A 24,905-nucleotide genomic window follows, 5' to 3' on the forward strand; every position below is an offset into this window, starting at 1 on the left:
GGTCAGGTAAGCGACTACACTGGCGCCATGGCTTTGCTGAGCAGTTTGCCAAATGCAGAATGGCTGCTTGCAGATCGAGGCTATGATGCCGACTGGTTCCGCGAAGCCTTGTCAGAAAGGGGTACAAGGCCCTGTATCCCAGGTCGCAAATCACGCAACAAGACCATTCGATACGACAAGCGCCGTTACAAACGCCGCAACCGCATCGAAAGAATGTTTGGCAGGCTCAAAGATTGGCGACGCGTCGCAACCCGCTACGACCGCTGTCCAAAGGTATTCCTGTCAGCAATTGCACTCGCTGCAACCGTCATATTCTGGTTATGAGTCCTGAACCTAGAGAGTGGGTCACCAAGATGAAAACCGAGAGGATTAGTTTTCTCTGACTTGGCATCATTGGCGTTATGCGGGCATTATCCGTTTTGGCTTGCCTTGACTGATTGACGTCAGGCAAGCGGCTCGTGCCGTTCCTGCTCCATGAACGCCCGTAGGTCCCTGACTGCGTAGCGAACGCTTCGCCCTACCTTGCAATAGGTCGGACCTTGGCGTCGGGTGCGCATGATTTCGAGACCCTGGACCGGAATACCAGTCAGCACAGACGCCCCGGCCGTGTCGAGGTATTCTGGCACAACTTGCTGACGGGCAAGCTGCGCTTCGATACGGGCGAGTGCGTCACGAATGTCTTCCATAATCTCAAGCCTTGTCAGTAACTTGAGTTGATTATGGAAGACAAAGGACAGTCAGCAAACCATCAGTTGAAGCAGCTACGCGCCCCGATAGGACACGATCTTGCCCGCAATGGTTTCGATGGCATCACGCATCGGACCAAGCAGGTTGGCGCGGGTCACGTAGTTCCAGGTGACGCCAGCAGGCCGATGGTTTATCAGGATCATGGTCATGCCCACATCAACACCCGCCTCCATCGCAAAGGTGCGGAACGTGTGCCTCATGCCGTGTGGTGCATAGTCAAAGGTTGTGGTGCGGCACATCTGCTCGATGTGGCCGGACTTCGCCGTAGGGGATGCGAAGACATAGGGCGAGCAGAGGGGGCGGGTCAGTTCTCGAATTTCTTCCACCTCTTGCAGCACAAACCGGGGCAGAGGCAGCTTGAACGCCTTGGCCTCGCCACCCTTCGGTGACGGCACGGTCAAGACGCCATCAGCATCGATATGTTCCCACTTCATGGACCTCGCGTCACCACTTCGAAGGCCACAAACGAGCATCACGATCCAGCAGCAGCGCCGAACGCGATCCTCTATGCCATCTAGCGCCTGCCAGAGTTTGGGCATGTCATTCGGCGCCACGGCCCAATCTCGGGGAGTTTCCTTGTTCAGCTTCACGGCACGGGTTACCACGTTTGGCGGTAGATCGAAGGTGCGGGCTGTGTCGTTCAGCAGCAGCTTGAGCACCCGCATCGTCCCGTTTGCGCCATAGGCACCACTTGTCCGCGTGATACGTTCATGAAGGGCACGGACGGTCTCACGGTCGATTGCATCCATGCGAGTGTTTTTCAGCTTCTTGAGCGGGCCTTCCACTTTCTCGCGATACCAAACCTTTTGTGGAGGGTTGCAGGTCAGGGCGACTGTCGAGATACCTTTCCAGAGCTTGCGCCAAGGTCGGAACCTCAGTCTTCACCCTGCGAGGATCGTCGCCCTTTGACAGTTTAAGCCTGATTGCCTGTGCTTCGGCGCGCGCTGTCTTTAGCGACACCTGATCAGTTCGCCCGAGCGTGGCAGTCACGTAGCTGCCTCCGGGGTTGTTGATTTTCCCCATCAGTTTGAACGACGATGCCTTCTTGCCCACGACCACACGAAGGCCAGGAACGGTTGCATCATACAGGATTGCGCCCTGCGGATGATCCTCGTGGAGCTTTCCCACAAGGGCTTGGGTTAGAGTGGTGGTCATGTGTATCCTCCATAATCAGGCCCTGGTCTGGACCATCTGTCAGGCCAAACGGTGTTGAATACACCAGAAGGCTATGGAAGGTATTATAGGCCTGAAAACAACAACTTAGGACCATTAAACAGGCTGGGGAAGGCATGAGAATACTCAGACTGAAATACTTAAAATCTGTTGGGGCTTGTCCCCGTGTGGGTTCGAGTCCCACCGCCCGCACCATCCTTTCCAAGTGTTGGCGGGGCAGGGTACGCCCTTGGGGCAATCTGCCTTTGACAGCCCGCGCGGCAATTTGCGGCGTTGCGACAACATAAGGTGATGAATTTGAGGAACTTCTTGTCAAGCTATAGCCGTGGCGCGACGAATCGTTTAGGGTTACGTCACTGGGCGGGGGCTTGGACTTAAGGTGAGATGTCTATGCCCCGTGCCCTTTTGGCGGTTTTGTCCGCACTTTTCCTAACAGCAATGCCATCGACGCTTGTGGCACAAGAGACTGTTACTCTTGGCTATGGCCGGTTTTTCAACAATGACGCTTTGGGGGATGGCAAGGATCGTTGGCGTACAGGTTCCTACACCGTTAGCATTGTGCGCGGAACGGACTGGGACGGTGACTTGCCCAATCGCTTTGGTGCCGTGCTGGAATATCGGGCGCGCAGCGAAATCATCGCACCTGCCAATCTTGCTGCACCATCGCCCAATGATCGACGCTATGTCGGCGCGTTGTCCGTGGGCGTTCATTCCTACTTTAAACGGAACGCGGTTGAGATGCGTCTGGGGGCCGATTTGGTCGCTGTTGGTCCGCAAACAGGGGTTGGGGCGCTGCAACGCAAAGCCCATAAACTGTTCGGCATGGGTGGGACAAGCGATCTGTCTGGTCAATTGTCCAACCATGTCTATCCCACCATGTCGGCCGAGATGGGAAAGACCTATACTCTGGGTGCGGCCCGCCTCCGCCCGTTCGCCGAGGCGCAGGTCGGCGTTGAAACCTATGTGCGTCTGGGGGGCGATCTGACGATTGGCCATTTTGGCCAAGGGGCGCTTATGCTGCGCGATCAGGTGACGGGGCAGCGGTTTACCGGCACGCGCGGCGATGCGGGGCAAGGGGCAAGCTTTACCGTTGGCGGCGATATCGCACGGATTTTCGACAGTGCCTACTTGCCTGATGGGGGTTCCGTAGAGTCAATTAAGCGTCGCAGCAGATTGCGGGCCGGTGTAAATTGGCGCGGTGAAAAATCTGAAGTATTCTATGGCGTTACACATCTTGGGCGCGAGTTTGATCGCCAGCCTTCCGGTCAAACGGTTGGATCCTTGCGCTTGCATATCCGATTCTAGCGATTCGATTCTCCAGGACTGTGGCAAAAATACAATAGCCAAGCGGAGTCTTGCCTGTTAACGTTTCATTATAAACTATAAAAAAACGAGCAGGCATACAGGAAATGGGAACGGGCTTTCGCGGCACGTTCGTTATCTCTTTGTCACAGACAGAAACAGACGGCCTGAAGGCCGCACCATTAGACGTACTTGCTGTTGGCGCTTCGTGGCGCTGGACAGGGGAAACTGTACGCGTTGACGGTGCGCAGGACGTTTTGCTTCTTCAGGGGGCCGAGGGGGCAGCGGACATAAGAAAACGGGCGGCGCGCATGGTGCGACGCCTTTTAGGGACTGCTATTTCGTCACGGGCGGACAGCCCCGATGCTGGCGAAGATGACGGTCTGGATGATCCAGAGCAGGGGTTCATCGTCACCGATGGCACCCAAAGCTATACCGTCACCTTGATTGACGTGCGCGACGTTGGCACGCGTCTTTTGATGTTTGTGGACGAGATTCCACCTGCAAACGTAGACCTGTGGGTCGTGCGCATGGCGATTGACCGGACAGCGCAAGTTGTCGGTGCGCGTGCGGCTGGTGGTGTGATTTGTTTCGCGCCAGACACGTCGATTCGCACCGCAGATGGCGCAAAACTGATCCAAGACTTGCGCCCGGGTGATGCCATCGCCACCAAAGACAACGGCCTGCAACAGATTTTGTGGACAGGCCATCGCCGTATGACAGGCGCTCGCCTGCATGCCATGCCCCATCTGCGCCCGATCCGGTTTCGGGCTGGCGCGCTGGGCCTTGGTCGTCCGGACGAGGATTTGTTGGTTTCGCCCCAGCACCGGATGTTGGTAAAGGGTCCGGCAGCTATGGCCTTGTTCAACGCTCCTGAGGTGCTGGTCGCTGCCGAAGACTTGGTCAATGATCATTCGATCCACGTTGATCTGACCCAGCGCGAGGTGACCTATATTCACATCTTGCTGGAACGCCATCAGGTGATTTGGGCCAACGGGTTAGAAACCGAAAGTTTCCATCCATCAAATACCGCGCTGGATTTGGTGGAAGCTGACCAACGACACCGCTTGCTTCAGCTTTTGCCCGGATTGGCCGATAACCCGCATGTTTACGGCGATTATGCCCGCCGCAACTTGTCTGGGTCCGAAGCTGCGATCTTGCGGCATGACTTGGCGGCATGAACTGGGGGGCCTGAACTGGGCGGCTTAGCGGTTGACACCGCTCTGCGGGCCTATATAAGCCCGTCTGTCCTCGGATTTACGTCCGAGGACTTTTCATTGGTGTTGGTGGACCTTGCAAAAGGAAACCTGTCACCCGCGAACCACCCCGAAACGGGTGGATCAAGGGGAAGGACAACGCCCTTCGTGACGCTCTGAGGCCCAAAAAGTGGGAACCGGTTTTTGGACCAGCCGAAAGAGCAAATTTTAACTGAAGGAGATCAGAGATGACAAAACGCACCTCTGCCAAATACAAAATTGACCGCCGCATGGGCGAAAACATCTGGGGCCGTCCAAAGTCGCCAGTAAACAAGCGTGAATATGGCCCGGGCCAGCACGGTCAGCGCCGCAAGAACAAGCTGTCGGACTTCGGTACACAGCTGCGCGCAAAGCAGAAATTGAAGGGTTACTACGGCGACCTGACCGAAAAGCAATTCCGCAAGATCTATACTGAAGCGGAACGCGTAAAGGGCGATACTGGCGAGATGCTGGTAGGTCTGCTGGAGCGCCGCTTGGACGCCGTCGTGTATCGTGCGAAGTTCGTGCCAACAGTGTTTGCGGCCCGTCAGTTTGTGAACCACGGCCATGTCACCGTAAACGGTGCGCGCGTGAACATCGCGTCTTACCGCGTCAAAGAAGGCGACGTGATCGCTGTTCGTGACCGCTCCAAGCAATTGGCCATCGTGCTGGAAGCTGTGGTTTTGGCGGAACGTGACGTGCCAGACTACATCGAAGTTGATCATTCCAAAATGACCGCGACATTTGTGCGCACCCCAACCTTGGGCGATGTGCCATATCCTGTTGTTATGGAACCAAACCTCGTGGTCGAATATTACGCCAAGAACTGATTTTGGCCGATATCTGGCCCGCTTTTTGTGGGTCAAACGAAACGCCGCCCTACATTAGGGTGGCGTTTTGCGTTTGCGGCCTCTGGTCAGCGCCAGTTGAAGCCGTTAACAAGATGCAGCATCTCGGGGGAGCGCTAAAATGACGTCTGACATTCGGCCAAAGCCGGGCATTATGGATATCGCTTTGTACCAAGGCGGGGCCGCCACGGTTGCTGGCAAGACCAACACCATCAAGCTGTCGTCAAATGAAAATCCGTTTGGCCCGTCTGATAAGGCCAAAGAGGCATTTGCGCGGTCCGTGCACCAGTTGCACCGCTATCCCTCAACCGATCATGCCGCCCTGCGCGCCGCGATTGCAGAGGTGCAGCACCTTGATGCTGACCGCGTGATTTGTGGCGTTGGCAGTGACGAAATCATCCATTTCCTGTGTCAGGCCTATGCGGGCGCGGGCGATGAGGTGGTGTTCACCGAACATGGTTTTTTGATGTACCGGATTTCGGCCACAGCCGCAGGGGCCACCCCGGTCGAGGTGGCTGAACGGGACCGCACCACGGATATTGGCAATCTGCTGGCCGCCTGTAACGAGCGCACGAAACTGGTGTTTATCGCCAATCCGAACAACCCGACAGGCACGATGATTTCCGCAGCCGAGGTGGCCCAGCTTGCCGATGGCCTGCCACCCCAAGCGATCTTGGTGCTGGACGGGGCCTATGCCGAATATGTCGACGGCTATGACGGTGGGCTGGCACTGATCGAATCCCGTGAGAATGTGGTGATGACCCGCACCTTTTCCAAAATCTATGGGCTTGGCGGTTTGCGGATCGGCTGGGGCTACGGCCCTGCCGCGATCATTGATGTGCTGAACCGCATTCGTGGCCCGTTCAATCTGTCAAACACGCAGCTAGAGGCCGCCGAGGCCGCGATGCGCGATCAGGATTATGTGGCCCGCTGCCGCAGCGATAACGCCCGTATGCGCATCTGGCTGGCCGAGGCGCTGGCCGAGCTTGGCGTGCCGTCTGATACCTCGCTTGCCAATTTCGTGCTTGCTCGTTTTGCGGATGCGGCCGAGGCCGAGGCCTGCGATGTCTATTTGCGCGACCAAGGGCTGATCGTACGCCGCGTGGCGGGGTACAAACTGCCGCATTGCCTGCGGATCACCATCGGCGATGAAAGTGCGTGCCGTCGCGTGGCCCATGCCGTGGCGCAGTTCAAAGGCAAGCGCTGATGGCCGTTATCTATGAAAAAGTCGCCCTGATCGGGTTAGGTCTTATTGCGTCATCCATGGCGCATGCGATGCGGCAGCGTGGGCTTGTCGGCACCATTACAGGCCATGCCAAGTCCGCTGAAACGCGTGATGCAGCGATGGAACTGAAGTTTTGTGATGCGGTTTTCGACACGGCTGCGGCGGCGGTTGAAGGGGCCGACCTTGTGGTGCTTGCCGTTCCAATTGGGGCGATGGACAGTATCGCCGCGCAAATCGCCCCGCATCTGAAACCGGGGGCAACCGTCACCGATGTGGGGTCCGTCAAGCAAGCGGTGATTGAGGCTGTTGCGCCCCATATGCCAAAGGGTGTGCATTTCATCCCTGGCCACCCGCTGGCGGGCACCGAACATTCCGGCCCTCGGTCGGGCTTTGCCACGCTGTTTGAAAACCGTTGGTGGCTGCTGACCCCTGCGGCTGATGCCGATGCGGCGGCCGTGGCCCGCCTGCGCAGCTTGCTGGAAGGCATGGGGGCGAATGTCGATATGATGGACGCCCCGCACCACGACCTGGTACTGGCCGTGACCAGCCACACGCCCCATCTTATCGCCTATACAATGGTCGGTGTGGCCGATGATCTGCGCCGCGTTACTGATAGCGAAGTCATAAAGTATTCGGCGGCAGGTTTCCGCGATTTCACCCGCATTGCGGCAAGCGATCCGACCATGTGGCGCGATGTGTTTTTGACCAACAAAGACGCCACACTGGAAATCCTTGGCCGCTTTACCGAGGAACTTTTCGCCCTACAGCGTGCCATCCGCAAAGGCGATGGGCCGCATTTGCACGATTATTTCACCCGCACCCGCGCTATCCGACGCAGTATCATTCAGGCGGGACAAGACACTGACGCCCCCGATTTTGGCCGTGGCGCGCGGGCGGTGCCAAAGCCCGATGTGGCCGTATGAAAGGGCTTTGCCCTGCGTTTGTGTTGGCGTGCTGCCTTGGCGGGCAGGGCTTGGCAGATATTTCGTCCGTGCGCCCCATGCCGCGTCCCGCTATTCTTGCACCCGCTGACGCGCCGCCCCAAGCACCGATTGATTCGGCTGAATTCGCAACGATTCGATTTCCGTCGATCCGCCCGATGCCACGGCCTGAGGGCGTTCAAGCCGCTGTTGAGGCCCCGAAAAGAGGGCTTTTGGGTAAACTATTCGGTCCTGAAAAGGTGATTGATAAAAAACTCGGAGCCCAAGAGCAAAAGACCTATGGCAGCAGCGCTATCTGTCAAGACAGCGCGATCCAAGGCACAGCGATCCCCTCTATCCGTGGGGCGCAATCAGGCTGCGGCGTAGACAGCCCTGTCCGCATCACGGCCGTCGATGGCGTGACCCTAAGCACCCCCGCTACCATTGATTGCGATACAGCCCGCGCGCTGCGCAAATGGGTCACCAACAAGGTCAAACCTGCCTTTGGCCGCAACGAGGTAACGCAGCTTCACGTGGCGGCCCATTATGTTTGCCGTGGCCGAAACAACAAGAAAGGCGCGCGGATCAGCGAACACGGGCGCGGAAAAGCTATTGATGTTTCGGGGTTTACACTGGCCGACGGCACAAAGCTAAGCATTCAGGCCGACTATAAATCCAGCCGGGGCAAAGCGATCCGCAAGGCCCACAAAGGCGCGTGCGGCATCTTTGGCACCACCCTTGGTCCCGGGTCTGATGGCTATCATGAGGACCATCTTCATTTTGATACCGCCAAATATCGCGGCGGGCCTTACTGCAAATAATCACCGCAGCCGTGGCGCTGGCCCGACCGGAAGCGGCCCGATAAGCGTAAGCCCATTGGCGAACCGCAAGGGCAATTCCAGTGTGTCCACCCCGTCCGTCGACTTGGCCAGAAACTGCGCTGCGCGCTCCCATGTCCGGCGCTGATCGGGGGCCAGCAGACCTGTCGCCTGCGCCACATCCAGCGCCACACGCCAGTTTTCCAAGCGCAAAACGGCATCGCCTTCGGCAAATCCCGCCGCGTCGGCCACGATACTGCCTGTCACCGCAACGCCCATCGTGCCCCAGTCAATTCGCAAATCATCCAGCTCGACCGCTGCAATTTGTGGCTTGGCCGCCAAAGCGGTCCTGTCAAGCGGCGCGGTCAATTCCACATGGGCATCCAGGCGGATCAAGGCGATCTGCGCCGGCAGAACCCCACCAAAAAGTGCCGTCAATCCAGCATCCGGCGTCAGGGTTCCCAGATTCAGCCCAACCTCATGCCAATGCGCGCGGCTTTCATCCAACCGCGTTGCAAATTGCACCGTCTCGGCTTTCACCGTCCACCCCTTGTCGCCAACGACCTCCAGCGCCTGGCCTACCACGGCCAAACGGTCCAGCGGCAGGCTCGTTTGCGGCTTGGCCACCACGCTGGCTTGCAGCTTTCCCGACCTGATCGTCATCGCCTCTCTCGGCAAGACCAGCCGCTGTTCGGGTGGAAAGGCCGCGATCACATGCCACGGCTTATAACTCAGGCTTAGCACCTGAAAGAACGGCGCTTGCCAGTTAAACCCCGTGGCCGGATCGGCAAAATGCGGGTCGGTCACGGTCAGATCAAAGCGGTTGGGAAACCCTTGAACGGACAGATCACTGTATTCTGCCACCTTGCCGCTGTCTTGCAACGTAGCAAACCACCCCTTTGCTGCCGCTTCAAACCCGCGCTCGCCCACAAACCAATAGCCGCCCCAAAGGCAGCCCAACAGCATCACCAAACCCGTCAACCACCGCATCAGGCCGCCCCTTTTCATTTCACGCTTTTTGCTGTCTACAAGGTCGCGCAACGGAGGGCCAGAAGATGCAAAAGCCACTTTGGGTTTTCGGATACGGATCACTGGTCTGGAACCCCGGATTTCCGGTCGCCGAACAGCGCGTGGCCCAATTGCACGGCTGGCACCGCAGCTTTTGCATGCGTTCAATCCACCACCGCGGCACCGAAATCGACCCCGGCCTTGTCCTCGCACTTGACCGCGCAGCACACGCCTTTTGCGCAGGCGTTGCCTTTCGCGTAGTCGATGGTGCCGAAGGTGCCACCCTCGCGGCTTTGCGCGAACGCGAGTTGATTTCCTCGGCGTATCTTGAGGAATGGTTGCCGCTGTCCCTTGATGGCGGGGCAGAGGTTACGGCCTTGTGCTATGTCATCGATCCCGCGCATGACCAATATTGCACCCTCGCGCTGGAAGAACAGGCACAGATCATCGCGCAAGCGGTTGGCGGCCGTGGGCGCAATTGCGAATATTTGTTCAACACCGCCGCCCATTTGGCGCAATTGGGCATCGGAGATGCCGATCTGGAATGGCTTTCCAGCCGTGTCCACGCACTAAATGCGAAATGACAGTTGGCACAATCGCTTTGCGGGCTTAGGCTAAGACGAAGCAAACCAGAAGGGTCATTTGCGCCGAATGGACAAGACCACCACCGAGGCAGAGTTGTCGTTTACCCATCCGATTCGTCAGATCATTCTGATGCTGGGTGTTGTTGTGCTTGTCGCCCTTGGCGGTTTTGTCGCTTGGGGGCAGTTGTCGGGGGTGTTCCTTGCCAACGTCTGGCTGAACGGCTTTATCGCAATGGTCTTCGTCTTTGGCGTCATTGCGTGCTTTTGGCAGGTGCTGCAACTGATGCAATCGGTGCGCTGGATTTTGGGGTTTACCCAGCCCGATCCAGCGGTCGAACAGGTGACAGCGCCGCGCCTGCTGGCCCCGTTGGCGGCCTTGCTGCGCAGCCGTGGCGCGCGGATGCAAATCTCGGCCTCGTCCTCGCGGTCTATTCTCGATTCGGTCGCCACGCGGATAGATGAGGCGCGCGACATTACGCGCTACCTTGTTAACCTGCTGATATTTCTGGGCCTTTTGGGTACGTTCTACGGCCTTGCGACCACTGTTCCCGCGGTTGTCGAAACCATCCGCAATCTTGCCCCGAAAGAGGGCGAAGATGCGATGCAGGTGTTTGAAAAGCTGATGGGTGGGCTAGAAGCGCAGCTTGGCGGTATGGGCACGGCGTTTTCCTCGTCGCTCTTGGGGCTGGCGGGGTCGCTGGTTGTGGGGCTGCTTGAACTTTTTGCCAGCCACGGCCAGAACCGGTTTTACCGCGAGCTTGAGGAATGGTTGTCGTCGATCACCCGGCTGGGTTTTTCTAGCGGCGATGGGGATGGTGGCGATGTGTCTGGCCTTGGCGGCGTTATGGATCAAGTCGCGCGGCAGTTGGAAGCCTTGCAAAACCTGTTTGTGCAGGCCGATGTGTCACGCAGCCTTGCCGATGAACGGCTGGGAAGCCTTGCGGATGCGGTGAAGGATCTGTCTGCCAAGGTGCAAGCGGACAGCCATGTTCAGGACCAACTTGCGCAGATTGCCGCCACCCAAACAACGCTTTTGACCCGCATTGCCGATGGCCAAGACAGCTTTGCACCCGTGCTGGCCAAGGCTGGCGAAGATGGGCTAGATGCCGAAAGCCGGATGCGCCTGCGGTCCATCGATGTACAATTGCTACGAATTTTGGAAGAGATATCCGCCGGGCGGCAGGAAAGTGTGGCCGATTTGCGTGCCGATATCGCAGGCCTGACCAACGCGGTCCGGCAACTGTCGCGCAGCGCACAAGGGCGGGACTAGGCTATGGCGTTGAGCCGGCGGGGTGGGCAAAAGATGAACGGCTCTATCTGGCCGGGGTTCGTCGATGCCATGACTGCGCTGCTGCTGGTCTTGATGTTTGTGCTGACAATTTTCATGATCGTGCAGTCGGTCCTGCGCGAAACCATTGACAACCAAGACCACGAACTTGACGCGCTGGCTGAGCAGGTCGCGGGCCTTGCCGATGCCTTGGGGCTGGAACGCAATAGGGCCGATCGTTTGGCCACCGAAGTGGGGCAATTGGGGGCAAGCCTGACCGCGGCCCAAGCCGATGGGGCGGCGCAAGCGGCCTTGGCGGCGTCCTTGTCCAGCCAATTGGCCGTGCGTCAAGCAGATCTGGACACGGCCACTGCGCGGATCAGCAGCTTTGAGGCGCAGGTGGCAAGCCTGTTGGCCGAACGCGATGCGGCGCGGGGGGAGGCGGTGAGTTTGACCGCGGCTGTGTCAGAGCTGGAGGCCGCGCAAACCCGTATGATATCAGAACAAGAGGCGCTTAATCTGGCCCTTGCCCGCGCCCGCGATGAAGTTGACGCGCAAGCCGAGGCGGCCCGCCTCGCCGCCGCTCGCCGTGAGGCGCTGGATGCGATGATCGCCGATTTGCGCGCCAAAGTGACCGAAGGCGAGGCTAACCTTGCGGCCAATACCGCGCGGATTGATGGGTTAGAGGCGCAGCTGACCGAAGAAGAAAAGGCGCGGCTGGTCGATATGGCCGCCGCCGAGGCCTTGCGGGCGCGGCTTGCGGCATCCCAAACCGAGCTTACGGCGATGACGCTGGCCTTGGAAGAGCAGCGCAAACGGGCCGAGGAAACCTTGACCTTGCTGGCTGCGGCACAGGCGGCGGCGAGCCAATCTGATACAGATTTGACGGGCAAAGACGCGCTTCTTGCCACAGCCCGCGCGGCGCTGGCCGAGGTGGATGCGCGGTCGCAGGACAATGCCCGCAGGGTGGCCTTGCTGAACGAACAAATCGCGGCGTTACGGGGGCAACTGAGGGATTTGCAGGGGCTTTTGGACGCGTCATCGGCCAGGGATGAGGCTGCGAATGTGCGGCTGGATACTTTGGGGACGCAACTGAATACCGCCCTTGCTCAAGTCGCGGCCGAGCAGAAAAAGCGGGCCGAGCTGGAGGAGGCGGAACGCAAACGGCTGGAAGCCGAAACGAAGAAGCTGGAGAATTTCCGGTCAGAATTTTTTGGTCAGCTGCGCGAGGTTTTGGCTGGGCGGGACGGGGTTCGGATTGTGGGGGACCGGTTTGTGTTTTCGTCCGAGGTGCTGTTTCGGCCCGGATCGGCGGATCTGGCCCCTGAGGGTCGGAGCCAGATTGACGGGGTTGTGGCGACGCTGAAAGAGGTTTCAGGGCAAATCCCTGACGGGATTGATTGGATCATTCGGGTCGACGGGCACACCGATAATGTGCCGCTTTCAGGGGCGGGTGAATTTGCCGACAACTGGGAATTGAGCCAGGCCCGCGCCTTGTCTGTGGTGCGGTTCATGCAGGATGATTTGGGTTTTCCGCCCGAACGGATGGCGGCGACCGGATTTGGGGAGTGGCAGCCTGTGGCGGGGGGGGGATCAGAGCAGGCGCGGGCACAAAATCGGCGGATTGAGTTGAAGCTGACGGAACGGTGATTGAATGTATCCGCAGAATGTCCGCACGCGGTCATTCGTCTAATTTATTGAAATTATTAAACTTTGTTACTTTTGTTAACCTGATTTTAACCTGCGTTCGCGCGGCTTTGCGGCGGAAATTCTGATTTGTAAGTATATTGAAAAACCCGCTGTGGCGGGTTTTGAGCCATGTGTGGTGCATGCCTTTTAACAGATTTTCTTGGGTTGACGGCAGAGTGGATATTTGGGTCGAAGAGAATGGAAGGACGGGTTGATCGCGTTTGCCAGCGATTTTTTCTGCGTCTCGTGTTTAGAGCAATTCGACTGAAACCTGCGTCACCTATGGCTGTCGAACATCAGAGGTTTTGGGCACGTTTGGCGATGCAAGGTGTTTCAATTTAAAGGCGAAACGCTTTAGGGGCAATTGTAAGACTGAGAGATATTTGGCCGATTTGCGTGCTGCCGTGCAGCAAGGTTGCGGTGCCGTTATAGGGGCCTGCGGGCCAGTTTTGGCCGCGGTTGCGATTGCCTGCGGCGCGCATGGTGCGGGCTTGGGGTTTGGTGAAGGTGGCGGTTTGGCGCAGAACCTCGCCCTGTGGGCCGGTGAGGGTGCCTGCAGCGACGGTTTCGCCCTTTTGCACCACAACAGTTCCGCGTTTGAGGTGGCAATATTGGGTTTCCCAGCCGTCTGCATGGGTTATGACGACCGCATTGCCGCAAACGCGGTCGGTGATGTCGGGGGCAGGGCGCGTTCGACGCTATGTCGGCCATGCCGTCGCGGGTGGCGCCTGCGGCGGCGGCGAGGACGGTGACGGTGACGCCGTTTTGCATCGCTTTCAGGGTTGGGACAGCGAAATCGGTGCCTTTGTGGCCATCATAGCTGAGCGAACCGCAGGTGAAATCGGCCGCCGCTGTGCCTTGGGTCACGGCCGGTGAACTGCTGGATGAAACACGTATCGTCCAAGGTGCAATCGACCGGAATGGATAAAGAAAAGACCCCCGCTTGTGCGGGGGCCCAGAAAAGAAGCGCAGTAATAACAGGGGTCATTCTGCCGTGAGAAGCGGGGTTTTGCGGCCGGTGATGCGGGCCTTGTCCGGTTCCTCGAATGTGAGGTCCAGCGCACCGTCTTTGATGCCGACCTTGACCACGCCGCCCTTCATCAGTTTGCCGAACAACAACTCCTCGGCCAGTGGTTTTTTGATGTGTTCCTGGATCACGCGGCCAAGCGGGCGCGCGCCCATTTTGTCATCATAGCCCTTTTCGCCCAGCCAATTCGCGGCCTCATCCGTCAGTTCGATATGGACGTTGCGGTCCAAAAGCTGTGCTTCGAGTTGCAGGACGAATTTTTCCACGACTTGACGGATGATCTGGCGGCCCAAGGGGGCAAAGCTGATCACGGCGTCAAGGCGGTTGCGGAATTCAGGCGTAAAGGTGCGTTCCACCGCTGCTGTATCTTCGCCGGTCCGCCGGTCACGGCCAAAGCCGATGGCGGATTTTGACATTTCCTGCGCGCCGGCGTTCGACGTCATGATGAGGATAACATTGCGGAAATCCACCGAACGACCGTTATGGTCGGTCAGTTTGCCGTGGTCCATGACTTGCAGCAGGATGTTGTAGACATCCGGATGCGCCTTTTCCATTTCATCCAGCAGCAGCACGCAATGCGGATGCTGGTCGATACCATCGGTCAGCATGCCGCCTTGGTCAAAGCCGACATAGCCTGGAGGGGCGCCGATGAGGCGAGAAACGGCGTGTTTTTCCATGTATTCGGACATATCGAAACGCAGCAGTTCCACGCCAAGCGTGTTGGCGAGTTGTTTTGCCACCTCGGTTTTGCCCACACCTGTGGGGCCTGCGAACAGGTAATTGCCGATCGGTTTTTCGGGTTCGCGCAGGCCTGCACGGGCGAGTTTGATGGCGGACGCCAGCGCCTCGATCGCCTTGTCTTGACCGAAGACCACACGTTTGAGCGATTTTTCGAGATCGCGCAGGATTTCCGAGTCGTCTTTGGAGACGTTTTTCGGAGGGATGCGCGCGATTTTTGCCACCACAGCCTCAATTTCCTTGGTGCCGATGGTTTTGCGGCGCTTGGAATCCGAGAGGAGGTGCTGTGCGGCACCCGCCTCATCAATCACGTCAATCGCAGAGTCGGGCAGTTTGCGGTCGTTGATATAGCGCGCGGCGAGTTCCACGGCGGTTTTGATCGCATCGGCGGTGTAGCGCAGGTCGTGATGTTCTTCAAAATGCGGCTTCAGGCCCATCAGGATTTTGATGGTGTCTGGCACCGAGGGTTCGTTCACGTCGATTTTCTGGAACCGGCGGGCAAGGGCGCGGTCCTTTTCAAAGTGCTGACGGAATTCCTTGTAGGTGGTGGAGCCCATCGTGCGCAATTTGCCGCCCTGAAGCGCGGGTTTCAGCAGGTTGGACGCATCCATAGCGCCGCCCGATGTGGCGCCGGCACCGATAACGGTGTGGATTTCGTCGATAAAAAGGATCGCGTCGGGGTGATCCTCGGTTTCTTTGACTACGGCTTTGAGACGTTCTTCGAAATCGCCACGGTAGCGGGTGCCTGCGAGCAAAGCACCCATATCGAGGCTGTAGATCGTGGCTTTGGACAGAATTTCGGGCGTTTCGCCGCGCACGATTTTCCAAGCCAGACCTTCGGCGATGGCAGTTTTGCCAACGCCGGGATCACCGACCAGCAGCGGGTTGTTTTTGCGGCGGCGGCAGAGGACCTGGATGCAGCGTTCCACCTCGGCCTCACGGCCGATCAGGGGGTCGACATCGCCTTTGATGGCTTTGACGTTCAGATCGACGCAATATTTGGACAGGGCGGATTCCTTGGCCTCGCCCGCCTCGCCTTTCGGGGTTTCCATGTGCTCTTCGGCACCCGTAACAGGGCGCGCCTCGCCAAAGGCGGGGTCTTTGGCGACACCGTGGGCGATGTAATTGACCGCGTCATAGCGGGTCATATCCTGTTCTTGCAGGAAATAGGCGGCGTTGGATTCGCGTTCGGCAAAGATGGCGACGAGGACGTTGGCGCCCGTCACCTCATTGCGGCCCGACGATTGCACGTGGATCGCCGCGCGCTGGATCACGCGTTGGAAGGCGGCTGTGGGCACGGCCTCGGACCCCTCGACATCGGTGACGAGGGTGGAGAGGTCATCGTCGATGAAATCGACAAGCGTTTTGCGCAACTCATCCAGATCGACGGAACAGGCCTTCATCACGCGAGAGGCTTCGGGTTCGTCGATCAATGCCAGAAGCAAGTGTTCCAGCGTGGCGAGTTCGTGGCGGCGCGCGTTGGCAAGTGCCAAAGCGCCGTGGATTGCCTGTTCAAGCGTCGTGGAAAATGATGGCACGGTTCAGTGCTCCTCGTGTTCTGCTGGCGGATCGGGCGGGGCGCCCTGACCGACAATGGCCTCATACCCTTAAGGTTCGGTTTTATTTCGGCGGCTTCAAGTCTTTTTTCTGATTATTTTAGGTTTCAGACGGTTGTGTCGGAAAAAGTGAACAATGGTGATGGCGCTGCGGTCAGAATTTATCTTTGCGTGCACGGATTTCTGTAAAAACATCGAGATCTGCCGCGGCGGCCATGCCGAGGGCGGCTTTCATATCGGGGTTGGGGGCGCGGAGGAACGGGTTGGTTTCGCGTTCTTGCGCCAAGGTGGTCGGGATCGTCGGCTTGCCTGCTTTGCGCAGGTCCGACACCCCTCGTGACATCAAGATAAGCTGCGGATTGGCGGGTTCAAGGGCTAAAGCAAAGCGGATGTTGCTGGCGGTGTATTCATGGCCGGAAAACAGGCGGGTTGCATCGGGGAGGGGGGCAAGTTTTTGCAGGCTGGCCCACATTTGCGCGGGCGTGCCTTCAAACAACCGCCCGCAGCCCATCACCATCAGGCTGTCGCCGGAAAACAGCGCTTGGGTTTGCGGAAAGTGAAAGGCGATGTGGCCGATTGTGTGGCCCGAAACGTCAAAGATATGGACGGACTCACCGCAGATGGTGACGGTCTCACCGTCGCTCAGGGCGCGGGTAAGGGGCGGCAAGCGGTGGGCATCGGCGGCGGCGCCCCAGATACGAGGGCCCCCCTTTGACCTATCGGGCAAGCCTGCCAACAAATCAGCCAAGCCGTCGATATGGTCCCAATGGTGGTGTGTCAGCAAAATATCGGTCAAGCGCCATTTGTTTGCCGACAACGCAGCGAGAATCGGGGCGCCCTCGGGCACATCCACCAGCGCCGTGTCGCCAGTTTCAGAGTTATGAATCAGGTAGGCATAGTTGTCGGACAGGCAGGGAATTGTCAAAATCGCAAGTGGCATGGTCTTTTGCCTTTCTTTGGGTAATGTTGGCACAAGCTTCGCCCGAAAAAGGCCCTGTCTGCAATGCATCTTGATGTGCTTGACCTTCGCAACTTTTACTATCGGACCAAATTGGGCCGCGTGGCGCAGCGTGCCATTCGCGACACGGTGGTGCGGATGTGGCCGTCTGCCAAAGGTGAGACGATGGCGGGATTCGGCTTTGCCGCGCCTTTGATGCGGCCTTATCTGGCCGATGCGCGGCGGGTTATTGCCTTGATGCCAGCCCCGCAAGGCGTGATGCCTTGGCCTGCGGGCATGGAAAACGTGTCAGTGCTATGCGAGGAAACGGCTTGGCCGCTGTCCACGGGCATAGTTGACCGCCTGATCCTGATGCACGGGTTGGAGGCGTCGGAACAGCCGTCGATGGTGTTAGAGGAAGCATCCCGCGTGCTTGGACCCCACGGGCGGGCGTTGTTTATTGTGCCATCGCGGTCCGGCCTGTGGGCACGGCGCGATGGGACGCCGTTCGGGTTTGGCCGCCCCTATTCGGTGAGGCAGTTGGAAGCGCAGTTAAAACGCCATGATTTCACGGTAGAGCGAAGCCTGTCGGCGTTGTTTGCGCCGCCATCGGGGCACCCGTTCTGGCTGCGGACATCTGATTTCTTTGAACGCAACGGCAGGCGGTTCGCACCGTTTCTGGCGGGCGGGGTGCTGATTGTCGAGGTGTCAAAGCAGCACCGCGCGCCGGTGCAAGGCGGGTTGCGGGCCGCCGTGCGCCGCCCGTTGCGGGTGTTGGAAGGCATGGGGCAGGGCGCACCGGAACCCGCCTTGATGCAAGGCCCTGCCGCGCTCGAGGCCTTAACCGAGGTCGCCGCACCACCATCAGGATCTGCGCCGCCGGATACGAAGCCACAAACACAGTAAACGGGCCGCAGTTGATGGTCCTTTTGGCGACGCGCGCGCAGGGCGGTCGTGGCGCTTCGTACGGTTTGGGCAGGCTGCCAGACCTATTGAATGGCACAAGCCCGGCCAAAGTGCGTGGCGAAACCGGGGTTTTTGACGCCAATTTCGAGCGATGGTCCCCAAGGCGTGGCGGGGTTGCGACATGTTAGCGCCCGTCACGTGCATTTTACCATTTGTTGATGGTTGCGGCACAAATCCGCCTCTGCTACACCGCATCAAAATTCAGACGCATGCACAAGTATGCGCCATAGGATGCCCTTGTGCCGTGTGACACGATGCCGGGGCTTAATTTCGGAAGGGATGACGTGTCAGAATCAGCTTCGATCTCCTCCGGCATTGCTGCGCGCTACGCCACCGCTCTTTTTGAGCTGGCGAAGGAAAGCAAGGGCCTCAAGGCGCTGGAGGGCGACATCGGCGCCCTTGACGCGACGCTTGCCAGCTCTGCCGACCTGAACGCCTTGATTTCGTCGCCGGTCTATACCCGCGACGATCAGGGCAAAGCGATTGCCGCGATTGCCGCGAAAATGGGGTTGTCCCCGTTGATGGTAAACACCTTGGCATTGATGGCGCAAAAACGCCGTCTGTTCGTGTTGCCGCAATTGACCAAAATTGTGCAAGATTTGATCAGCGAAGAAAAAGGCGAGGTGACTGCTGAGGTCACATCTGCCGCCAAGCTGAGCGCTGCACAGGCCAAAGAACTCGCCGCTACGCTGAAAGCCAGTGTCGGCAAGGATGTGAAACTGAAAACCGCTGTCGATGAATCCCTCATCGGTGGTCTGATCGTAAAGCTCGGCTCTACCATGATCGATACGTCGGTCAAGGCCAAGCTCGCGGCCCTCCAGAATGCAATGAAAGAGGTCGGATAAATGGGTATCCAAGCAGCTGAAATTTCTGCGATCCTTAAGGACCAGATCAAAAACTTTGGCCAAGATGCCGAAGTTGCCGAAGTTGGCCGTGTGCTGAGCGTAGGCGATGGTATCGCCCGTGTTCACGGGCTGGACAAGGTTCAGGCCGGTGAGATGGTCGAATTCCCCGGTGGTATCCGCGGGATGGCCTTGAACCTTGAAGTCGACAACGTGGGTATCGTTATTTTCGGCGATGACCGCGCGATCAAAGAAGGCGACACCGTAAAGCGCACCAAGTCCATCGTGGACGTTCCAGTGGGCGACGAGCTGTTGGGCCGCGTTGTAGACGGTCTGGGCAACCCGATTGACGGCAAAGGCCCGATCAAGACGAAAAAGCGCGCGATTGCGGACGTGAAAGCGCCCGGCATCATTCCACGCCAGTCGGTTCACGAGCCGATGGCGACAGGTCTGAAGTCGGTTGACGCGATGATCCCCGTTGGTCGTGGCCAGCGCGAATTGATCATTGGCGACCGTCAGACCGGCAAAACAGCGATTGCGCTGGATACCATTCTGAACCAGGCGTCCTACAACAAGGCCGCTGGCGACGACGAGAGCAAGAAGCTGTACTGCGTTTACGTAGCGATCGGCCAGAAGCGTTCGACCGTGGCCCAGTTGGTCAAGAAGTTGGAAGAAACCGGCGCGATTGCTTACACGATTGTTGTCGCTGCAACCGCGTCTGACCCAGCACCGATGCAGTTCTTGGCGCCCTATGCCGCGACATCCATCGCCGAACATTTCCGTGACAATGGCCGCCATGCGCTGATCATCTATGATGATTTGTCCAAGCAGGCCGTGTCGTATCGCCAAATGTCGCTGCTGTTGCGCCGCCCGCCGGGCCGTGAAGCATATCCGGGTGACGTTTTCTATCTGCACTCGCGCCTGTTGGAGCGGTCGTCGAAGTTGAACAAGGATCATGGTTCGGGGTCGTTGACCGCGTTACCGATCATTGAAACCCAAGGCGGCGACGTGTCTGCGTTTATTCCGACAAACGTGATTTCGATCACCGATGGTCAGATCTTCCTTGAAACCGAACTGTTCTATCAGGGCATTCGCCCCGCTGTGAACACCGGTCTGTCCGTTTCGCGCGTTGGGTCTTCTGCTCAGACCGATGCGATGAAATCGGTTGCGGGTCCGGTTAAGCTGGAACTGGCGCAGTACCGCGAAATGGCGGCCTTTGCGCAGTTCGGTTCGGACCTTGACGCGTCCACACAGCAGTTGCTGAACCGTGGTGCGCGTTTGACCGAATTGATGAAGCAGCCACAGTATTCGCCGCTGACCGGTTCGGAAATTGTTTGCGTGATCTTTGCAGGCACCAAGGGCTATCTGGACAAGATCGCGGTAAAGGATGTTGGCCGCTACGAGGCTGGCTTGCTCAAGCATCTGCGGTCGAACCATGCGGACCTGTTGGCGGATATCACCAACAACGACCGTAAGGTGAAGGGCGAGCTGGAGGATAAAATCCGTGCCGCGCTTGACGCATATGCCAAAGATTTCGCCTAAAGGGGTAGGTCAATGCCGAGCCTAAAGGACTTAAAAAACAAGATCACGAGTATCAAGAATACTCGCAAGATCACCAAAGCCATGCAAATGGTTGCCGCGGCGAAACTTCGCCGCGCGCAGGAAGCTGCGGAAGCTGGTCGGCCCTATGCCGAGCGGATGAATGCGGTGATGGCGGGGCTTTCGGCCTCGGTTGGAACATCGGCCAGCGCGCCCCGGCTTTTGGCTGGGACGGGCGAGGATAAAGTGCATTTGCTGGTCGTCATGACCGCCGAACGCGGGCTTTGCGGTGGCTTCAACTCGACCATCGTGCGCCTTGCACGGGCACGGGCGAATGAGCTGCTGGGCAAAGGCAAAACGGTCAAGATTTTGACTGTTGGCAAAAAAGGCCGGGAACAGCTGAAGCGTGATTTCGCGCGCTATATGGTCGGTCACGTTGACCTGTCCGAGGTAAAGCGCGTGGGCTACGTTCAGGCCCAAGCGATTTCGCGCGACATTCTGGCACGCTTTGATGCGGGCGAGTTTGACGTGGCAACGCTGTTCTTTAACCGCTTCCAATCGGTGATCAGCCAGGTGCCGACTGCGCAACAGGTTATCCCCGCGAAATATGACGCGGAAGATGCCGGTGATGCGGTCGCATTGTACGATTACGAGCCGTCAGAGGAAGGCATTCTTGCCGATCTTTTGCCGCGCGGTGTGGCGACGCAAGTCTTCACTGCTTTGCTTGAAAACGGGGCCTCGGAACAGGGTGCCCGGATGAGTGCGATGGACAACGCAACCCGCAACGCAGGCGATATGATCGACAAATACACGACGATCTACAACCGCTCGCGTCAGGCTGCGATCACCAAAGAACTTATCGAAATCATCTCGGGCGCTGAGGCGCTTTGACCCGCATAACGGAGACTTGACACATGGCGAAAGCACCAACAAAGGCCGCAGGCAAGATCACCCAGGTGATTGGCGCGGTTGTGGACGTGCAGTTTGAGGGTGACCTGCCGGCCATTCTGAACGCATTGACCACAACCAACAACGGCAAAAAGCTGATCTTGGAAGTGGCACAGCACTTGGGCGAAAGCACAGTGCGCACCATTGCGATGGACGCGACCGAAGGTCTGGTCCGTGGCGAAGGCGTGACCGACACCGGCGCGCCGATTTCCGTGCCGGTTGGCATGGGCACATTGGGCCGCATCATGAACGTCACCGGCGATCCCGTTGACGAAAAAGGCCCCGTTCTGTCGAAAACAACCCGTTCGATCCACGGTGAGGCCCCAAGCTTTGCCGAGCAGTCGACCGCGACCGAGATCCTTGTGACCGGCATTAAGGTTATCGACCTCTTGGCACCTTACACGAAGGGCGGCAAAATTGGTCTGTTCGGCGGCGCGGGCGTTGGCAAGACCGTTTTGATCATGGAATTGATCAACAACATCGCCAAAGTACACTCGGGCGTGTCGGTGTTTGCGGGCGTGGGTGAGCGTACCCGTGAAGGCAACGACCTTTACCACGAGATGATCGAATCCGGCGTTATCGTTCCCGATGATCTGGAAAAGTCGAAAATCGCACTGGTGTATGGCCAGATGAACGAGCCTCCAGGTGCGCGTATGCGTGTGGCTTTGTCGGGTCTGACATTGGCCGAACAGTTCCGCGATGAAACCGGCGCAGACGTTTTGTTCTTTGTGGACAACATCTTCCGCTTTACCCAAGCGGGTTCGGAAGTGTCGGCGCTGTTGGGTCGTATTCCATCCGCTGTGGGTTATCAGCCAACGCTGGCAACCGACATGGGTCAGATGCAGGAACGCATTACATCGACCAAGAACGGTTCGATCACATCGGTTCAGGCCGTGTACGTACCTGCCGATGACTTGACCGACCCTGCACCGGCGACATCCTTTGCCCACTTGGACGCGACCACCGTTTTGGACCGTTCGATCTCGGAAAAAGGGATTTATCCGGCTGTGGACCCGCTGGGTTCCACCTCGCGTTTGCTTGACCCGCTGATCATTGGCGAAGAGCATTACGGCGTGGCGACATCCGTGCAGCAGATCCTTCAGCGCTATAAGTCGTTGCAAGATATCATCGCGATTTTGGGTATGGACGAATTGTCGGAAGACGACAAAATCGCCGTGGCCCGCGCGCGTAAGATCGAGCGCTTCCTGAGCCAGCCGTTTGACGTGGCCAAGGTATTTACCGGCGCAGACGGCAAGCAGGTGCCTTTGGAAGAAACCATCGCCTCGTTCAAGGCGGTTGTGGCCGGTGAATACGATCACCTGCCAGAAGCGGCCTTCTATATGGTTGGTGGCATTGAAGAAGTGATCGCCAAAGCGCAGCGTCTTGCTGCAGCTGCGGCATAAGGGGGCAACATGGCCGCGACTTTGCAATTCGACCTCGTGTCACCGGAAAAGCGGCTTGCGTCCTTTCAGGCGTCCGAAGTGCAGATTCCGGGCGCTGATGGTGACCTGACGGCGATGGAGGGGCATGCCCCCACCATCACCACCCTGCGCCCCGGTATTTTGAAGGCGATTGGTGCCGACAAGACGCTGGCTTTTGCTGTGACCGGCGGTTTTGCCGAAATCACGGCGGCAGGCGTTTCTGTTTTGGCCGAGCAGGCCATTCCGGTGGAAGATCTGTCTGGCACTGTGCTGGACGGGATGATCGACCAAGCCCGAGAGCTGGCCGCAATGGCGCTGCCCGAAGACAAGGATGCCGCTGAAAAGCTGGTGCAAGACATGATGGCCCTGCGCCACCATGCGAGCCACTGATCCAAGCGACTGATTGTGAAAGGCCCCGAAAACACTCGGGGCCTTTTGCGTTTTACGGGCGTCATTGCGCCAAGGGGCGTAAAATATTTCGTGGAAATTGTCGGGCCGATCAAAGTTTCGCCGTTTTTTACAGATAATTGGCGTAGACACAGACTTGACCGCTCCGATTTTGGTCGATGCTGAATTTGACGTAACATTTTGGGCAATGTGCAATAGATCATGCTGAAACAGGACGTTTGGTAATGAAACGATTTTCCGCCCAGACGATGGGCATTCAACAAGGCTCACGCGTGTTGTTTTCCGATTTTGCGGATGATGGCGTGATGTGGACGGGGCATGGCGCGCGCGAAAGCCGCCATATCGTCAAGTTCCCCGAAGCCTATGCAGATGTGCCTGTCGTGACGGTGTCTATGTCGATGTGGGACATGGACCAAAAGTCCAATGCGCGCGCGGATCTGTCGGCAGAGCAGATCACGGCTGCGGGGTTTCATCTTGTGTTCAAGACTTGGGGCGATACGCGCGTGGCGCGGGTGCGGGCCGATTGGCTGGCGATTGGCCGCGTCAAGGACGAGGACGACTGGGAATTGTACTGAGCGGGCGGCGGTGGGTGAAACCCACCACCCCTTATCAGCCGCGATACAGACCTTCATAAATCGGGCTAAGGGTTTCCGTTTCAAACAGCGATGACACGGATGTGCCGTTCCAGATGTTCAGGATCGCTTGGGCAAACATCGGAGCCGTGGGCAGAATACGGATATTGGGACAGTTTTTCACCGCATCAGACGGCGCGATGGAATCGGTGATCACCAGCGATTTCATCACGGAATTGGTAACCCGTTCCACCGCAGGGCCAGACATAACGCCATGCGTGATATAGGCATGCACCTCGGATGCGCCGTTTTCCAGCAAAACTTCGGCGGCTTTGCACAGGGTGCCAGCGGTGTCGCACATGTCGTCGACAATGATACATTTCTTGCCCGACACATCGCCGATCACCGTCATCTCGGCAATCTCGCCCGCCTTTTCGCGGCGTTTGTCCACGATGGACAGCGGCGCGTTGATCCGTTTGGCCAATTCACGCGCACGGGCCACGCCGCCAACATCGGGGCTGACCACCATCATATCGGACATAGAGCCTTTGAACTGCGCCATGATATCCAGCGCAAAGATCGGCGAGGCGTAAAGGTTATCGACCGGAATATCAAAAAAGCCCTGAATCTGGGCAGCGTGCAAATCCAGTGTCAGGATACGCTCGATCCCCGCCTCGACCATCATATTGGCGACCAGCTTGGCCGAAATCGGCGTGCGGGCCTTGGTGCGGCGATCTTGGCGGGCATAGCCGAAATAGGGGATCACGGCGGTGATACGCGAAGCCGAAGAGCGGCGCAGCGCGTCTGTCATGATCAAGAGTTCCATCAGGTTGTCATTGGCGGGGTTCGACGTGGGCTGGATGATGAACATATCCTCGCCGCGCACGTTTTCATACACCTCGACAAAAATCTCGCCATCGTTGAACCGTTCGACGCGGGCATCCACAAGGCCGACCGACATGCCACGGTGCAGCGACATCCGCTTTGCGATGGCGGTGGCAAGCGGCATATTCGCATTGCCGGAAATCAGCTTGGGTTCATTGAGGGCGGCCATGTTTTGTCCTTTGCGAGGCAGTCAAAAGGGATTCGGGTTGGCGTTGACACCGCTTACCATCGGGCTAGGGTCTTGCAAACC

The 24,905-nt window shown here is 58.2% G+C and carries 26 protein-coding genes and 1 pseudogene; 18 read left to right on the plus strand and 9 right to left on the minus strand.

The annotated features are described in order from the left end of the window. A partial coding sequence (locus tag G560_RS20610; protein WP_155947204.1) for an IS5 family transposase occupies window positions 1-324 on the plus strand: 324 nt, incomplete at its 5' end. 119 nt (window positions 325-443) lie between these two features. Here the strand turns inward: G560_RS20610 and G560_RS18865 are convergent. From G560_RS18865 to G560_RS0108530, 3 genes are all read right to left on the minus strand, one after another. Then, window positions 444-686, minus strand: coding sequence for a hypothetical protein (locus G560_RS18865; RefSeq protein ID WP_022703897.1), 243 nt, complete (start codon window positions 684-686; stop codon window positions 444-446). Between the two features lie 75 nt (window positions 687-761). Continuing rightward, window positions 762-1,496 (minus strand): tyrosine-type recombinase/integrase, encoded by a 735-nt coding sequence (locus G560_RS0108525; RefSeq protein ID WP_022703898.1) that lies wholly within the window; start codon window positions 1,494-1,496, stop codon window positions 762-764. Continuing rightward, a complete protein-coding gene (locus tag G560_RS0108530; RefSeq protein ID WP_022703899.1) occupies window positions 1,477-1,902 on the minus strand; it encodes an integrase arm-type DNA-binding domain-containing protein in 426 nt (141 codons plus the stop codon). The genes G560_RS0108525 and G560_RS0108530 overlap by 20 nt, the downstream gene beginning before the upstream one ends. Before the next feature lie 408 nt (window positions 1,903-2,310). On the opposite strand from G560_RS0108530, the gene G560_RS0108535 reads away from it, so the two are divergent. From G560_RS0108535 to G560_RS0108560, 6 genes are all read left to right on the plus strand, one after another. Continuing rightward, on the plus strand, window positions 2,311-3,225 hold the full coding sequence (locus tag G560_RS0108535) for a lipid A-modifier LpxR family protein (protein WP_022703900.1): 915 nt from the start codon (window positions 2,311-2,313) through the stop codon (window positions 3,223-3,225). A gap of 308 nt (window positions 3,226-3,533) precedes the next feature. Further along, window positions 3,534-4,403 carry a Hint domain-containing protein gene (locus G560_RS0108540; RefSeq protein WP_338053573.1) on the plus strand — a complete coding sequence of 290 codons (870 nt, stop codon included), beginning with the start codon at window positions 3,534-3,536 and terminating at the stop codon, window positions 4,401-4,403. A gap of 263 nt (window positions 4,404-4,666) precedes the next feature. Continuing rightward, complete coding sequence (rpsD, locus tag G560_RS0108545) at window positions 4,667-5,287, plus strand: 30S ribosomal protein S4 (RefSeq protein ID WP_022703902.1); 621 nt, start codon at window positions 4,667-4,669, stop codon at window positions 5,285-5,287. Between the two features lie 139 nt (window positions 5,288-5,426). After that, on the plus strand, window positions 5,427-6,512 hold the full coding sequence (gene hisC / locus G560_RS0108550) for a histidinol-phosphate transaminase (RefSeq protein WP_022703903.1): 1,086 nt from the start codon (window positions 5,427-5,429) through the stop codon (window positions 6,510-6,512). Next, complete coding sequence (locus G560_RS0108555) at window positions 6,512-7,453, plus strand: prephenate/arogenate dehydrogenase family protein (RefSeq protein WP_022703904.1); 942 nt, start codon at window positions 6,512-6,514, stop codon at window positions 7,451-7,453. Before hisC ends, G560_RS0108555 begins: the two co-directional genes overlap by 1 nt. 176 nt (window positions 7,454-7,629) lie before the next feature. Further along, window positions 7,630-8,271, plus strand: coding sequence for an extensin-like domain-containing protein (locus tag G560_RS0108560; RefSeq protein ID WP_244870037.1), 642 nt, complete (start codon window positions 7,630-7,632; stop codon window positions 8,269-8,271). Here the strand turns inward: G560_RS0108560 and G560_RS0108565 are convergent, their stop codons facing one another. Next, window positions 8,272-9,258 (minus strand): DUF2125 domain-containing protein, encoded by a 987-nt coding sequence (locus G560_RS0108565; RefSeq protein ID WP_028913889.1) that lies wholly within the window; start codon window positions 9,256-9,258, stop codon window positions 8,272-8,274. Window positions 9,259-9,323: 65 nt separating this feature from the next. On the opposite strand from G560_RS0108565, the gene G560_RS0108570 reads away from it, so the two are divergent. The 3 genes from G560_RS0108570 to G560_RS0108580 all read left to right on the plus strand — a co-directional run bounded on the left by G560_RS0108570 (window position 9,324) and on the right by G560_RS0108580 (window position 12,777). Next, complete coding sequence (locus G560_RS0108570) at window positions 9,324-9,860, plus strand: gamma-glutamylcyclotransferase (RefSeq protein ID WP_022703907.1); 537 nt, start codon at window positions 9,324-9,326, stop codon at window positions 9,858-9,860. 67 nt (window positions 9,861-9,927) lie between these two features. Then, on the plus strand, window positions 9,928-11,130 hold the full coding sequence (locus G560_RS0108575; RefSeq protein WP_022703908.1) for a hypothetical protein: 1,203 nt from the start codon (window positions 9,928-9,930) through the stop codon (window positions 11,128-11,130). 3 nt (window positions 11,131-11,133) lie between these two features. Then, window positions 11,134-12,777, plus strand: a complete 1,644-nt coding sequence (locus tag G560_RS0108580) for a peptidoglycan -binding protein (protein WP_022703909.1) — start codon at window positions 11,134-11,136, stop codon at window positions 12,775-12,777. 377 nt (window positions 12,778-13,154) lie between these two features. On the opposite strand, the gene G560_RS21490 is transcribed toward G560_RS0108580, so the two are convergent. Together G560_RS21490 and G560_RS21705 are read right to left on the minus strand one after the other, a co-directional pair. After that, window positions 13,155-13,397: a hypothetical protein gene (locus tag G560_RS21490; protein WP_231575854.1), complete on the minus strand. Its 243-nt coding sequence runs from the start codon at window positions 13,395-13,397 to the stop codon at window positions 13,155-13,157. A 3-nt stretch (window positions 13,398-13,400) separates the two neighbouring features. Further along, window positions 13,401-13,490 (minus strand): annotated as a pseudogene (locus tag G560_RS21705) (M23 family peptidase); the annotation flags it as partial. Between G560_RS21705 and G560_RS21500 the strand changes: the two are divergent. After that, window positions 13,456-13,692, plus strand: coding sequence for a hypothetical protein (locus tag G560_RS21500; protein ID WP_022703911.1), 237 nt, complete (start codon window positions 13,456-13,458; stop codon window positions 13,690-13,692). The pseudogene G560_RS21705 and the gene G560_RS21500 sit on opposite strands and share 35 nt — an antisense overlap. Before the next feature lie 108 nt (window positions 13,693-13,800). On the opposite strand, the gene clpA is transcribed toward G560_RS21500, so the two are convergent. Both clpA and gloB read right to left on the minus strand, forming a co-directional pair. Next, window positions 13,801-16,119 (minus strand): ATP-dependent Clp protease ATP-binding subunit ClpA, encoded by a 2,319-nt coding sequence (clpA, locus tag G560_RS0108595; protein WP_028913890.1) that lies wholly within the window; start codon window positions 16,117-16,119, stop codon window positions 13,801-13,803. 172 nt (window positions 16,120-16,291) lie between these two features. Further along, complete coding sequence (gene gloB / locus G560_RS0108600; protein WP_022703913.1) at window positions 16,292-17,077, minus strand: hydroxyacylglutathione hydrolase; 786 nt, start codon at window positions 17,075-17,077, stop codon at window positions 16,292-16,294. A 63-nt stretch (window positions 17,078-17,140) separates the two neighbouring features. Here gloB and G560_RS18875 point away from each other — a divergent pair, with 63 nt between their 5' ends. The 7 genes from G560_RS18875 (at window position 17,141) to G560_RS0108635 (ending at window position 23,773) form a co-directional block, all read left to right on the plus strand. Beyond that, complete coding sequence (locus G560_RS18875; RefSeq protein WP_022703914.1) at window positions 17,141-17,980, plus strand: class I SAM-dependent methyltransferase; 840 nt, start codon at window positions 17,141-17,143, stop codon at window positions 17,978-17,980. Between the two features lie 344 nt (window positions 17,981-18,324). Next, window positions 18,325-18,885: a F0F1 ATP synthase subunit delta gene (locus tag G560_RS0108610; RefSeq protein WP_028913891.1), complete on the plus strand. Its 561-nt coding sequence runs from the start codon at window positions 18,325-18,327 to the stop codon at window positions 18,883-18,885. Next, window positions 18,886-20,424: a F0F1 ATP synthase subunit alpha gene (atpA, locus tag G560_RS0108615; RefSeq protein ID WP_022703916.1), complete on the plus strand. Its 1,539-nt coding sequence runs from the start codon at window positions 18,886-18,888 to the stop codon at window positions 20,422-20,424. Between the two features lie 12 nt (window positions 20,425-20,436). Beyond that, the gene (locus G560_RS0108620; RefSeq protein WP_022703917.1) at window positions 20,437-21,312 is read left to right on the plus strand and encodes a F0F1 ATP synthase subunit gamma; all 876 of its coding nucleotides are present in this window, start codon (window positions 20,437-20,439) and stop codon (window positions 21,310-21,312) included. Window positions 21,313-21,335: 23 nt separating this feature from the next. Further along, entirely contained in the window at window positions 21,336-22,772 is a 1,437-nt protein-coding gene (atpD, locus tag G560_RS0108625) for a F0F1 ATP synthase subunit beta (protein WP_022703918.1), read from the plus strand. A 9-nt stretch (window positions 22,773-22,781) separates the two neighbouring features. Next, the gene (locus tag G560_RS0108630) at window positions 22,782-23,180 is read left to right on the plus strand and encodes a F0F1 ATP synthase subunit epsilon (RefSeq protein ID WP_022703919.1); all 399 of its coding nucleotides are present in this window, start codon (window positions 22,782-22,784) and stop codon (window positions 23,178-23,180) included. Window positions 23,181-23,422: 242 nt separating this feature from the next. After that, the gene (locus G560_RS0108635; RefSeq protein ID WP_022703920.1) at window positions 23,423-23,773 is read left to right on the plus strand and encodes an H-type lectin domain-containing protein; all 351 of its coding nucleotides are present in this window, start codon (window positions 23,423-23,425) and stop codon (window positions 23,771-23,773) included. Between the two features lie 34 nt (window positions 23,774-23,807). On the opposite strand, the gene G560_RS0108640 is transcribed toward G560_RS0108635, so the two are convergent. Next, window positions 23,808-24,824: a ribose-phosphate pyrophosphokinase gene (locus G560_RS0108640; protein WP_022703921.1), complete on the minus strand. Its 1,017-nt coding sequence runs from the start codon at window positions 24,822-24,824 to the stop codon at window positions 23,808-23,810. Between the last annotated feature and the right edge of the window lie 81 nt (window positions 24,825-24,905).

Source organism: Pseudorhodobacter ferrugineus DSM 5888 (genome assembly GCF_000420745.1).
GTDB classification, from domain to species: domain Bacteria; phylum Pseudomonadota; class Alphaproteobacteria; order Rhodobacterales; family Rhodobacteraceae; genus Pseudorhodobacter; species Pseudorhodobacter ferrugineus.